Source organism: Colwellia sp. 6M3, from assembly GCF_014077595.1.
Classification (GTDB): domain Bacteria; phylum Pseudomonadota; class Gammaproteobacteria; order Enterobacterales; family Alteromonadaceae; genus Cognaticolwellia.
The window spans coordinates 32,221-44,990 of the sequence record NZ_JACGWF010000005.1; the positions used below are offsets into that span (position 1 = coordinate 32,221).

13 protein-coding genes and 1 tRNA gene are annotated in these 12,770 nt (G+C 39.4%); 5 read left to right on the forward strand and 9 right to left on the reverse strand.

The annotated features are described in order from the left end of the window. Positions 1–16: 16 nt before the first annotated feature. The 3 genes from yajC to queA all read right to left on the reverse strand — a co-directional run bounded on the left by yajC (position 17) and on the right by queA (position 2,721). Positions 17–352 (reverse strand): preprotein translocase subunit YajC, encoded by a 336-nt coding sequence (gene yajC, locus H4J50_RS02220; RefSeq protein ID WP_108456722.1) that lies wholly within the window; start codon positions 350–352, stop codon positions 17–19. A 55-nt stretch (positions 353–407) separates the two neighbouring features. Next, positions 408–1,550, reverse strand: a complete 1,143-nt coding sequence (gene tgt / locus H4J50_RS02225) for a tRNA guanosine(34) transglycosylase Tgt (RefSeq protein ID WP_182254242.1) — start codon at positions 1,548–1,550, stop codon at positions 408–410. A gap of 112 nt (positions 1,551–1,662) precedes the next feature. Then, the gene (queA, locus tag H4J50_RS02230) at positions 1,663–2,721 is read right to left on the reverse strand and encodes a tRNA preQ1(34) S-adenosylmethionine ribosyltransferase-isomerase QueA (RefSeq protein ID WP_182254176.1); all 1,059 of its coding nucleotides are present in this window, start codon (positions 2,719–2,721) and stop codon (positions 1,663–1,665) included. Positions 2,722–2,944: 223 nt separating this feature from the next. Between queA and aceK the strand changes: the two genes are divergently transcribed. The 4 genes from aceK to rimI all read left to right on the forward strand — a co-directional run bounded on the left by aceK (position 2,945) and on the right by rimI (position 5,956). Continuing rightward, complete coding sequence (aceK, locus tag H4J50_RS02235) at positions 2,945–4,675, forward strand: bifunctional isocitrate dehydrogenase kinase/phosphatase (protein WP_310733245.1); 1,731 nt, start codon at positions 2,945–2,947, stop codon at positions 4,673–4,675. A 128-nt stretch (positions 4,676–4,803) separates the two neighbouring features. Further along, positions 4,804–4,880: transfer RNA gene (locus H4J50_RS02240), tRNA-Trp, on the forward strand. A 147-nt stretch (positions 4,881–5,027) separates the two neighbouring features. Continuing rightward, on the forward strand, positions 5,028–5,498 hold the full coding sequence (locus H4J50_RS02245) for a hypothetical protein (protein ID WP_182254178.1): 471 nt from the start codon (positions 5,028–5,030) through the stop codon (positions 5,496–5,498). Then, positions 5,495–5,956 (forward strand): ribosomal protein S18-alanine N-acetyltransferase, encoded by a 462-nt coding sequence (gene rimI / locus H4J50_RS02250; protein WP_108456726.1) that lies wholly within the window; start codon positions 5,495–5,497, stop codon positions 5,954–5,956. The genes H4J50_RS02245 and rimI overlap by 4 nt, the downstream gene beginning before the upstream one ends. A gap of 108 nt (positions 5,957–6,064) precedes the next feature. On the opposite strand, the gene H4J50_RS02255 is transcribed toward rimI, so the two are convergent. From H4J50_RS02255 to napF, 6 genes are read right to left on the reverse strand one after another with little or no spacing between them, the layout of a single operon-like run. Further along, entirely contained in the window at positions 6,065–6,640 is a 576-nt protein-coding gene (locus H4J50_RS02255; protein ID WP_182254180.1) for a cytochrome c3 family protein, read from the reverse strand. A 26-nt stretch (positions 6,641–6,666) separates the two neighbouring features. Next, complete coding sequence (locus tag H4J50_RS02260) at positions 6,667–7,125, reverse strand: nitrate reductase cytochrome c-type subunit (protein WP_182254182.1); 459 nt, start codon at positions 7,123–7,125, stop codon at positions 6,667–6,669. A 56-nt stretch (positions 7,126–7,181) separates the two neighbouring features. Beyond that, positions 7,182–9,671: a nitrate reductase catalytic subunit NapA gene (gene napA, locus H4J50_RS02265; protein WP_182254184.1), complete on the reverse strand. Its 2,490-nt coding sequence runs from the start codon at positions 9,669–9,671 to the stop codon at positions 7,182–7,184. Beyond that, positions 9,668–9,970: a chaperone NapD gene (locus tag H4J50_RS02270; RefSeq protein ID WP_108456730.1), complete on the reverse strand. Its 303-nt coding sequence runs from the start codon at positions 9,968–9,970 to the stop codon at positions 9,668–9,670. Before H4J50_RS02270 ends, napA begins: the two co-directional genes overlap by 4 nt. A gap of 12 nt (positions 9,971–9,982) precedes the next feature. Further along, the gene (locus H4J50_RS02275) at positions 9,983–10,156 is read right to left on the reverse strand and encodes a TIGR02808 family protein (RefSeq protein WP_182254186.1); all 174 of its coding nucleotides are present in this window, start codon (positions 10,154–10,156) and stop codon (positions 9,983–9,985) included. Continuing rightward, positions 10,149–10,652 (reverse strand): ferredoxin-type protein NapF, encoded by a 504-nt coding sequence (napF, locus tag H4J50_RS02280; protein ID WP_182254188.1) that lies wholly within the window; start codon positions 10,650–10,652, stop codon positions 10,149–10,151. The genes H4J50_RS02275 and napF overlap by 8 nt, the downstream gene beginning before the upstream one ends. A gap of 500 nt (positions 10,653–11,152) precedes the next feature. On the opposite strand from napF, the gene prfC reads away from it, so the two are divergent. Further along, positions 11,153–12,733, forward strand: coding sequence for a peptide chain release factor 3 (gene prfC, locus H4J50_RS02285; RefSeq protein ID WP_108456733.1), 1,581 nt, complete (start codon positions 11,153–11,155; stop codon positions 12,731–12,733). The last annotated feature ends 37 nt before the right edge of the window (positions 12,734–12,770 follow it).

The following is a 12,770-nucleotide window of genomic DNA, read 5'->3' on the forward strand; positions in this document are numbered from 1 at the left end:
AAGCCAATAAAACCTCTTATAGAGACTTCATTGTACCTTTAGGTAATACCGCATTAATAGCACCTTTTTGCACTGTCACTTCAGTACCTTCGGCAATACTAACAACGATAAAATCTTTTTCGTCAGAAACTTTAACAATTTTACCAACAATGCCACCTTGCGTAAGTACTTCATCACCTTTCGATAATTCAGACATCAAGTTTTTGTGCTCTTTCACTCGCTTTGCTTGTGGGCGGTAAATCATAAAATAAAACACTAAACCAAATACAGCCAACATGATCAACATTGACATACCATCAGCGCCTTGAGCAGGTGCAGCAGCAGCGTGGGCTTGACTAATAAATAAACTCATAAATACCTCTTGTTATTGTTTCTAAATAAATTTTAAATGGTGAATAGATTAAGTTTTACTCGGCTTCATTATTTGCTAATGAGCCAGCTAAAGGTGGTACAGGTAAATCACGTAATGCATAAAACTCAGCAACAAACTCTTCTAGTTTGCCTTGCTCTATGGCGTTACGCAATCCTTGCATAACACGTTGGTAAAAACGTAAATTATGCATTGTATTTAATTGCGAACCTAAAATCTCATTACATTTGTCTAAATGATGTAAATAAGCACGCGAGTAATTTTTACATGTATAACAATCACATTCAGCATCTAATGGTCCAGAATCTGTTTTGTGACGGGCGTTTCTAATTTTAATCACGCCATTGGTAACAAATAAATGTCCGTTACGAGCATTACGTGTTGGCATAACACAATCAAACATATCAATACCGCGGCGTACACCTTCAACTAAATCTTCAGGTTTGCCAACTCCCATAAGATATCGGGGTTTATTTTCCGGTATCAAGGGCGCAGTGTGATCTAAAATTCGGATCATATCTTCTTTCGGCTCGCCTACTGATAAACCACCAATAGCATAGCCGTCGAAGCCAATACTGGTTAAACCATTAACCGATACTTCACGAAGGTCTTCATACATGCCGCCTTGTACTATACCAAATAAAGCATTTTGATTACCTTCATGGGCATCTTTTGAACGTTGTGCCCAACGCAATGAAAGCTCCATTGATACTTTAGATTCTTCATGGCTAGCAGGATAAGGCGTACATTCATCAAATATCATAACAATATCTGAATCTAAGCTACGCTGTACTTCCATTGAACGCTCAGGCGTTAGCATAATTTTCTCACCATTTACTGGCGAGCTAAACTTTACACCTTCTTCGGTAATTTTACGCATTTTTCCTAAGCTAAATACTTGAAAACCACCCGAGTCAGTTAGAATAGGTTTATCCCAATTCATAAAACCATGTAAACCGCCATGTTGCTCAATAATTTCAGTACCAGGGCGTAACATTAAATGAAAGGTGTTGCCTAACAAGATCTCTGCTCCCGTATCTGCAACTTCTTCAGTTTTCATGCCTTTTACTGTGCCGTATGTTCCTACCGGCATAAATGCTGGGGTTTCAACTGTACCGCGGTCGAAGGTTAAACGACCACGTCGCGCCTTACCGTCGGTTGTCAGTAATTCATACTTCATTGGCGTTTTTGCTTTCTTATCTGTCATATTTTTATCCTTCGCCCACTAGCGAAACAGGCTAGCAGCTTTTTCGTTTAAGTTGCTAGCCATTTAGCTAACAATTTTTTTAGTTTTATTGATTAATTTTTTGATCTTTCTTAGTTAATAACATGGCATCGCCATAACTGAAAAATCGATACTGCTGATCAACGGCATGTTGATAAGCCGCCATAATATTTTCATAGCCAGCAAAAGCGCTCACTAACATTAATAAGGTTGATTCAGATAAATGAAAGTTAGTAATAAGGGCATCAACCACTTGAAATTCATAACCTGGGGTAATAAAAATATCGGTGTCACCGTAAAACTCACTAAGAGACTTACCTTGCTCTTTAGCAACTTTAGCGGCACTTTCTAATGAACGAACTGACGTTGTGCCAACAGCAATTACTCTGCCACTATTCATTTTAGTTTGTTCAATTTGGGTAACAACACTTGAGGGTACTTCAACGTATTCTGCATGCATTATATGGTCAGCTACTACATCAACTTTAACGGGTTGGAATGTGCCAGCGCCAACATGTAAAGTAACAAAAGCAAAATCAACACCTTTAGCTTTTAGTTGTGCCATAAGTGCATCATCAAAGTGCAAGCCTGCCGTTGGGGCTGCTACCGCACCGGGTTTTTCGTTATAAACGGTTTGATAACGCTCACGATCACTATCTTCATCAGGTCGGTCAATATAAGGGGGTAATGGCATGTGGCCAACTTCATCTAATATTGATAACACTGATTGTTCACCCTGAAACTCAAGCTCAAAAAGCGCATCATGTCGCGCAACCATTGTCGCTTTAATTTTACCTTCTAGTAATATTTCACTACCCGGTTTTGGTGATTTGCTGCAGCGAATATGCGCTAAAACTCTATGTTCATCTAACAAACGTTCTACTAAAACTTCTAATTTTCCGCCACTGGCTTTTTGCCCAAACATTCTTGCTGGAATAACCCGAGTATTATTAAAGACTAATAGATCACCCGCATTAACATGATTAATGAGATCGATAAATGTTTCATCATTAAGCACACCATCATTACCGTTTAAGGTCATTAAACGGCTAGCTGAACGATTGGCTTTAGGGTATCGAGCGATAAGCTCTTCGGGTAAATCAAATGAAAAATCAACAACGCGCATGAGTAATAAACTAGTTTATAGGTAAAAAACGCGTAATTTTAGTGCTGCATGGCACGAATAGCAAGCATTAACTTGTAAAACTCAGCCTTAGCGACTGTACTAAAAGCAGCTGCAGTAACCCAGTGCTATCACGATAATAAATAGCGACTATAGGTGAAAAATAATCACCTAAATGGCTCATTTTAACGTATGCTGAAATCAAACAACTAACGTAGATATGCTCATGAAAAATCTAGCTTTCGCCATTGCAAAAACAATCATCAACGGTTTTGAACGTCATATATACCTCTATAGTGAAATAACGCAAACAGCAAAACAGCGTTTTGAGCAACATCGCTGGCGTGACATACAATTAGCGGCAAAAGAGCGCACTGATTTTTACGATCAACGTATTGATGAAACTTTAGCGACCCTCAAAGAAGGCTTTGCTATTGCCGAACTTGATGACCAGCTATGGAAATTAGTAAAAGGTTGCTATATCGAATTACTCAGTAAGCACCCACAGCCTGAATTAGCCGAAAGCTTTTATAATTCTATTTTCTGCCATTTATTTGAACGTGAGTATTATCACAATGCCTATATTTTTGTGCAGTCAACCGCGACCCGATTAGATGCATTACCTACTCCATCTATTTATACTAGCTACTTCCCTGCTGAACATGGCTTATTTAAAACCATCAGTAACATCATGCAAAGTAGAAATTTTTCTGTACCTTTTACACATCTGAAAAAAGATATTAATACCCTCATTGCTAAGTTTCGTAAACAAGCGGATAAAACACACTATAAGCTTTCAGATTTACAATTTGATATTTTGGATTCCGTTTTTTATCGAAATAAAGGCGCCTATATTATCGGTCGAGTAATTTCACCCGCAGGCGAAACCCCCTTCATTATTTCTTTATTAAATACCGAAAAAGAAGGACTTTTTATCGACGCCTTAATCACCGAAGGTGAGCATATGGCGGTTGTATTTGGTTTTGCCCGAGCCTACTTTTTTGTTAATTGTCAGCACCCTCGAGCATTAGTCGAGTTTTTAAGTCGTTTGATCCCACACAAAACCAGTGCTGACTTATATTCTGCCATTGGCTTTCACAAGCAAGGCAAAACTCAATTTTATCGTGATTTTTTAAATCACCTCGATAACAGTGACGATAAGCTTGAATTAGCTCCAGGTATTAAAGGTATGGTGATGTCAGTATTTATGCTGCCCTCTTACCCTTATGTTTTTAAAATTATTAAAGATAAGTTCTCACCCAGTAAAAATATGAGTCGAGACGATGTAAAAGGTAAATATCGCTTAGTTAAACTGCATGACCGAGTAGGTAGAATGGCCGATACGATGGAATATTCTGAAGTCGCTTTCCCTAAAGAGCGTTTCTCAGAAGAACTTTTACAAGAATTAAATACGGTTGCTCCATCATTACTGCGATATGAAGATGATTTAGTGATCATTAAACATATGTACATAGAACGTAAAATGACCCCGCTTAATCTATATTTAGCCAAAGCTACTGACGCACAAATTGACAGTGCTATGTACGGCTATGGCAAAGCGATTAAGCAACTGATTGCTGCTGATATATTTCCAGGTGACATGTTATTGAAAAACTTTGGCGTTACCCGACATGGGCGCGTTATTTTTTACGATTATGATGAAATAACCTACATGAACGAAGTTAACTTTCGTGTAAAACCAGAACCCGTTACCGAAGAGCAAATTTATGCCGCCGAACCTTGGTACTCGGTAGCCCCTGGCGATGTATTTCCAGAAGAGATAGCAACCTTTGCTTTAGCAAATAACCGCTACCGACAAGCTTTCTTAGGTCATCATGCCAACCTTTTAGACGCTCAATACTGGCAAGATTGCCAAGCTAAAGTAGCTAAAGGTGTATTTGCCGATGTTTACCCATATCCAGAAAAATCTCGTTTTTGTTATTGGCAGGCTGGCTAATAAACAAACAAATGCCATTGGTGATGGATGAAAACAGGTAAATATGCTGTTTATTTAGCCGAACAGTCATTTATTTTGAAATTGCTCTTTACCTTTGGCTTCGCATCAGTATAATTCGAATCCGTTGCAGGGGTGTAGTTCCAATTGGTAGAACAGCGGTCTCCAAAACCGACGGTTGGGAGTTCGAATCTCTCCACCCCTGCCATTTTTCTTTCGAGTATTAATTTATCCTATTTAATACTCTCCAATATCTTATCGTTTTATTTCCCTTTTAAGCTTTTTACAAATTCTAGTTTTTCCTATTTGAAAATTCTGTCATGATAACCCTGACTTTAACCATAGCTAAAATGATATGAGCATTAACAAAAGACAGTTTAATTTATTACAAGCCATGGGGATTACTGTTTGGCAACGACGTGAGTTATCCAAACAAAACTCAATATCGTCAACTGTTACTGCCTCTCAACAAAATTCCGCTGAAGTTAGCGAAACTAGTTATTCTGATAAAACATCAAAGACAGCACAACAATCTAACGTCAACCAAAATCAAGAACTAAACAACAAAGTGGCTATCGATCTAGATGCCTTACTTAAGCAGCAATTATTTAAAGATATTATTAGTTGTTTAGGTGCAAGCAGTGCTGATTTATCCCTTGTTAATGATCAAATAGATATTGGCATTATTAATTGGCAATTCAGCAAAAATACAGAAATTGAATTTAAGCATAATTGTTTGATAACACCTGAGTTAACAATCCTTGCTAACTCGCCCGCATTAAAAAAATCTTTATGGCAATCACTAGGACATCTGAGCTCAACATGACACAAGCAGTTAATACAACATTCAAACCTGTAACGCAGGAAGAAGTAGAGCAACTTATGGTAATTGAAATTGCCTGTCATCCACACCCATGGAGCGAGAAAACTTTTCGCAGTTGTATTGATGGCCGGTATTTTGGCGAATACTTGATTGTTGACCATGTTATTGTCGGATTTTATGTTGCAGAGCATGTTGCAGGCGAGTCTACGCTAATGGATATTTGTGTTAATCCAGAGCTACAAGGCAAAAGCTATGGTAAAGCACTATTACTACAATTTTTTAAACACTGTAAACAACTAGCAACCACAACTATTTTTCTTGAAGTGCGAGCAAAAAACATTAGTGCACAAATGTTATATATCAACCAAGGATTTACAGAAATATCGCGACGAACGGGCTATTACCCTAGTAACAGCGGGTTTGGCTATGAAGATGCAATTGTGATGTCAAAGAAACTCTAATCAGACACTACCTGCTAACATTCTTTTAAATAGCTAAGTAATTTATAAAAAAATAAACCTAAGGGTTTATTTTTTTATGACCTCCTCCTGAACTTTACACAGACATAATTACCAGTTTTCAACCCCTTTCATATCAGGTAATTGGTGAGCAATACCTTTGTGGCAGTCAATACAAGTTTTTTCACCTGATGCAAGCGCGTCAGAGTGCATTTTGACACTACGATTACCTTGTTCAGAAAAGTCCATGTACTCAAAGTTATGGCAATTACGGCATTCTAAAGAGTCATTTTCTTTCATTCGTTTCCACTCACGTTCTGCCATAGAACGTCGATGATCAACAAATTTTTCACGGGTATCAATCACGCCCGTTAACATACCCCAAACCTCTTTACTGGCAGCAATTTTACGTACTATCTTATCTGTCCATTTTTTCGGTACATGACAATCAGGGCACGTAGCCCGAACACCTGAACGATTTGCATAATGAATAGTTTCACGATACTCCTCATACACATTGTCTTGCATTTCATGACAACTAATACAGAACTCCTCTGTGTTAGTTACTTCTAAAGCGGTGTTAAAACCACCCCAAAATATTACGCCACCGGCAAACCCAATCACTAAAATAAACCATAATGCAGCACTATTAGGTGACTTTAAAAACATCCACACATTTTTTAGCATGCTAACCTCCTGTGCAAAATAGCCAATTACTCATGACCCAAAGATTCAACAGGCTCAAAGGTGTTATCTACCAAAGGCGCTGCATCAGCTTGAGTAACATGACATTGCAGGCAAAAATAACGACGAGGCGAAACATCCGATAACGTTTTTCCATCGCGTGTTTCATAATGCGTTAAGCTAATTTTCGTTGCACCGGTTTCTGCGGCATATTTCCAACTATGGCAGTTCAAGCATTTATTACTATTTAAATCAACGCGATAACCTCGCACTTGGTGAGGTATTACCGGTGGTTGATGAACATAGTTACGTGCAATTGGATTTTTATCTTTAATCACCCGCTTTAGTTTTTCTGCTGGGCGAGTTTCATCAATAGTTGCCGCCCCGCGAATGGTAGCTAAACCGCCAGTATTAACTGTTTCTTGGGCTATGGCAGTAAACGTTATTGCCAAAACAACAGCAGCAACGCACAAAGTTAATAATTTCATTTCTCTCTCCCCACACACATCGATAATAAATTTATCGATGTGCTAACTTTTCCACATTAAACTTTAGTCACTTTAACCGCACATTTTTTATAATCAGTTTGCTTTGACAGCGGGTCGGTTGCATCTAAGGTGACTTTATTGACTAATTGTTTAGCGTCAAACCACGGCATAAACACCAAACCTTTTGGAGGTCGGTTTCGACCTCTGGTTTCAATTCGAGACTCAACTTCACCTCGACGAGACGCCATCAACACTTTATCGCCGCGGCGCAGACTACGCTCTCTGGCATCATCTGGGTGCATAAAAATCACCGCATCAGGAAAGGCTTTATGTAGCTCTGGCACTCGTGATGTCATGGACCCTGAATGCCAATGTTCAAGTACCCGTCCGGTACTAAGCCATAAGTTATACTCTTCATCTGGCGATTCTGCAGGTGGCTCGTAAGGCAATGCAAAAATTACCGCTTTATTATCTTTGTGACCATAAAACTGCACTTCACTGCCTTTTTCTACGTAAGGATCATGGCCTTCTCTAAAACGCCATTGTGTTTCTTTACCGTTAACCACTGGCCACCGTAAACCACGTTCTTCGTGATATCGGTCAAACGGCGCTAAATCGTGACCATGACCACGCCCAAATTCAGCATATTCTTCAAACAAACCTTTTTGGATATAAAAACCAAAAGCATCACCTTCAAAGTTGGCATCGCCTTTTGATTCACTCATCGGGAATTTATCCACTTTGCCATTAGCGTATAACACGTCGTATAGCGTTTTACCGCGAAGTTCAGGTTGTTTTGCAATCAAGGCTTCTGGCCACACTTCTTCAACTTTAAAACGTTTAGAAAACTCCACTAATTGCCAGAGATCTGAGCGCGCATCGCCTGGAGCATTTACTTGTTGATGCCAAAATTGTGTTCTACGTTCGGCATTACCGTACGCGCCCTCTTTTTCTACCCACATCGCTGTCGGTAAAATAAGATCAGCAGCTTGTGCCGTAACGGTGGGATAAGGGTCTGACACGACAATAAAGTTTTCTGGATTACGATAACCCGGGATCGCCTCTTCATTAATGTTCGGCGCCGCTTGCATATTGTTATTACACATCACCCAATAGGCATTGAGCTCGCCATCTTTTAACATACGATTTTGTAATACCGCATGGTAACCAGGTTTAGGAGGAATAGTTCCTTCGGGTAACTGCCAAATTTTCTCAGCTATCGCTCTGTGTTTAGGGTTTGCAACTTGTAAATCAGCTGGTAAACGATGAGAGAATGTTCCAACTTCACGTGCAGTGCCACAAGCTGAGGGCTGACCGGTTAATGAGAACGGGCTATTACCCGGTTCAGAAATTTTACCGGTTAACAAATGCACGTTGTACATTAAATTATTAGCCCAAACTCCACGGGTATGTTGGTTAAACCCCATGGTCCAAAATGACGTTACTTTCACTTTTGGATCAGCGTACAACTTAGCCATTTCAATTAAATTAGCCTCAGGCACGCCAGAAAGCTTTGATACTGATTCCACCGTATAAGTACTAACAAACTTAGCGTAGGCTTCAAATGTCATCGGCTTTGATTCACCACTGCCGGCATTTTTCGCCGCTTTTTCTAAAGGATGCGTTGGGCGTAAGCCATAACCTATATCCGTTACCCCTTCACGCACATTGACGTGCTTTTTCATGAAGTCTTCATTAACAGCATTATTTTGAATAATGTAGTTAGCAATAAAGTTTAAAATAGCCAAATCTGTTTGTGGAGTGAAAATCATGCCATTATCGGCAAGTTCAAAACTACGGTGTTTATAGGTTGATAACACATTAACTTTAACGTGCGACGCACTTAAACGACGATCGGTGAGTCGTGACCATAAAATAGGATGCATTTCCGCCATGTTGGAGCCCCAAAGCACAAAGGCATCAGCATGTTCCAAATCGTCGTAACAGCCCATAGGCTCATCGATACCAAAGGTACGCATAAAACCACCAACAGCTGAAGCCATACAATGTCGAGCATTTGGGTCTATATTATTCGTTAAAAAGCCTGCTTTCATCAGTTTAGAGGCCGCATAGCCTTCCCAAACAGTCCATTGACCTGAGCCAAACATACCGACCGAGGTTGGGCCCTTTTTTTTAATCGCGGCTTTAAATTTATCAGCCATAACATCAAAGGCTTTGTCCCAGCTTACCGGTGTAAAGTCGCCTTCTTTATCGTATTTACCGTCGGTCATTCTTAATAATGGCTGCGTTAAACGATCTTTACCGTACATAATTTTCGATAAAAAATAGCCTTTTATACAGTTTAAGCCTTTATTAACTTCTGCTTCTGGATCGCCCTGTGTTGCCACTACTTTGCCATGTTGAGTGCCGACTAAAACACTGCAACCTGTACCACAAAAACGACAAGGTGCTTTGTCCCACTTAATCGTACTTTTTGACGATTGTGTGATCAAATTAGTCGCTGACAAAGGAACCGAAACGCCAGCGGCAACAGCGGTGGCTGCAATCGCATTAGCTTTAATAAAATCACGTCGAGTTAAGGTCATAATGCTTTCCCCTGGTGCTGTGGCAATCCGGCATCGTTATGATGAAATATTAGTGATGACGAGATAACCCCAGAAACATTGCTCATATCTGTAATGGTATCTATGATGCGTTTTGCTGGATTTTTTTCTCCCTCAAGGCCCTCTACAGTGAAAACTAAACTGCCATTTTCTCCTTTTGCATGTATCTCAGCACCGGGAAAGGCTTGTAAATCATCAGCAACTTTAGCCGCGTTGTCTGGGTAAGCCATAAACATAACTCCGGCAATATTTACTGGGCTTTCTTCTAAAAGGTTAATCATATTTTTGCCCTCTTATACTTTTTCGTTTGCTTCAACTGAATGCTCAAGCACGGCTGCAGGCTTAGCGCCAAATATTTTTAAAATAATAACCGCGACTAAGGCTGTGGCGATAAAGCCAAAAACAAATATCAGTGGCATTGAGGTATAACCTAAAATATTCCATATCAACTGCTCTAAATCACTCATGTTCTGCTCCCAATAATGTTGTTGAAAGCTTGATTGCCGACTCCGGACAAATAGCGACACAAGCCCCACACCCTGTACAATCTAAAAGTGTAATTTCAGGTTGAGGTACGCTAGCATGCAGGTATTTAAATGAAATAGCATCAGACTCACAACTGTCCTGACAAACTTGGCAGTGCACCTGATTTTTAGCTAAACAACTTTCTTCAATTTCAATAGTTAACTGCCAAGGGACAGCGTCCAAAGGTTTGAATAATGGTTCTTTACAGGCCTTCACACATTGTTGACAAAAGGTACATTTGCCAGCAAAAAAATTAATTTCAGGAAAACCACCATCACCTTTAACAATAATATTTTCCTCACAAGCATCCATGCAATCGCCACATTGCGTGCAGCCTTGAGTAAATAACTTTTCGTCTACGGTCCAAGGTAATCTAATCGCTGGCGGTGTAGAAACATGCTTGGCTCGCATAAAGTTACGACGGCTTAAATCAACCATAAATCCCCTCCACTTGAAAAAAGTAAAACAACTACATTTTTCCAAGTTAATTAACTGACATAGATCACATAAAAACATTATTAACTGACGATACTGCATTTAATCATTGCGTTACTTGATGTAAATCAAGTTTCTCTTGTACTTAATAGATAAAACCTTGAATGAGATAAAAATGAATAACGCTAAGATGAAATTAGTGATTAACCATGCGAAGTTATTTTCATTTTAGCTATGCGCATTTAAATAATTTTGAAGTGTTTTGTACCTAATAACGACTTATCCACCCTAACTTTAAAATGTGTCATTAGCTGAAATATCCGAGGTTATTGTTTAAGTTAAGCACTTCCTGGTAGGAACATTTAACTATCGTGGTAAAAAATTGAAATTAAAATTAAAATACAAGATATTGTTACTGCCCTTCGCACTTGTTTTCGCTATAATGTTGCGCTTTAAAATTTTAGTTAAATTCTATTCATCCACTTTTAAAACAGGTAATTTGCATGTCTGTACAACAGCAGGAAGTCGACCTTCGACGCACCTTCGCTATTATTTCTCATCCTGATGCGGGTAAAACGACGATCACTGAAAAGGTTTTACTTTTTGGTCAAGCTTTACAAAAAGCCGGTACCGTAAAAGGTAAAAAGTCGGGACAACATGCGAAATCTGACTGGATGGAGATGGAAAAAGAACGTGGTATTTCAATAACCACTTCTGTAATGCAATTTCCCTATAAAAACTGTTTAGTTAATTTACTCGATACACCGGGTCATGAAGATTTCTCAGAAGATACCTACCGTACGCTAACCGCAGTTGACTCTTGTTTGATGGTTATCGACGTTGCTAAGGGTGTAGAAGCACGTACCATTAAATTAATGGAAGTTACTCGTCTGCGTGACACCCCTATAATTACCTTCATGAATAAAATGGACCGTGATGTTCGCGACCCAATGGAAGTCATGGATGAAGTTGAAGACGTACTAAAAATAAAATGTGCCCCTATTACCTGGCCAATTGGCATGGGTAAAGAGTTTAAGGGTGTATATAACATTTTAACCGATGAAATATTTTTATATCAAACAGGCCAAGGTCACACTATTCAAGAAAAGCGTGTTATTAAAGGTATCGATAACCCAGAATTAGATAAAGTTATTGGTAACTACGCTGATGATTTGCGAGAAGAGCTAGAGCTTGTTGCTGGCGCGTCACATGAGTTTAATCTTGAAGAATTTTTAAAGGGTGAACTTACACCGGTGTTTTTTGGTACTGCATTAGGTAACTTTGGTGTTGACCATATGCTCGACGGCTTAACTCGCTGGGCACCAAAACCATTGCCGCGCGAAACCGACACTCGTATTGTTACTGCTGAAGAAGAAAAGTTCTCAGGTTTTGTTTTTAAAATTCAAGCCAATATGGATCCAAAACATCGTGACCGTATTGCATTCATGCGTATTTGTTCAGGCAAATATGAAAAAGGCATGAAAATGAAACAAGTGCGCATCGGCAAAGACGTAAGAATTGCTGACGCAGTAACCTTTATGGCTGGTGACCGCTCTAATGTTGAGCAAGCTTATGCTGGCGATATTATTGGTTTACATAACCATGGCAGTATTCAAATTGGTGATACCTTTACCGCTGGTGAAGATATGAAGTTTAGCGGTATTCCAAACTTTGCCCCTGAAATGTTCCGCCGAATTCGTTTGCGTGACCCGCTTAAAGCTAAGCAATTACAAAAAGGTCTTATCCAGTTGTCTGAAGAAGGCGCTGTGCAGGTATTTAGACCTTTCAACTCGAACGATATGATCGTTGGCGCGGTTGGTGTTCTACAATTTGAAGTCGTTGTGCAACGTTTAAAAACTGAATACAAGGTTGATGCTATTTATGAGCCAATTAGCGTAGCAACAGCGCGTTGGTGTACTTGTGATAATGAACGTACGTTAGAGCAATTTGAAAAGAAAGCTTATGACAACCTAGCATTGGATGGCGGTAATAACTTAACTTACATCGCCCCAACTATGGTGAACTTAAGCCTAGCGCAAGAACGTCATCCCGATATTGTGTTTCATAAAACACGCGAACATTAATCTCCTGCAGATTAATTTAAAGCAATTGATGACAAGT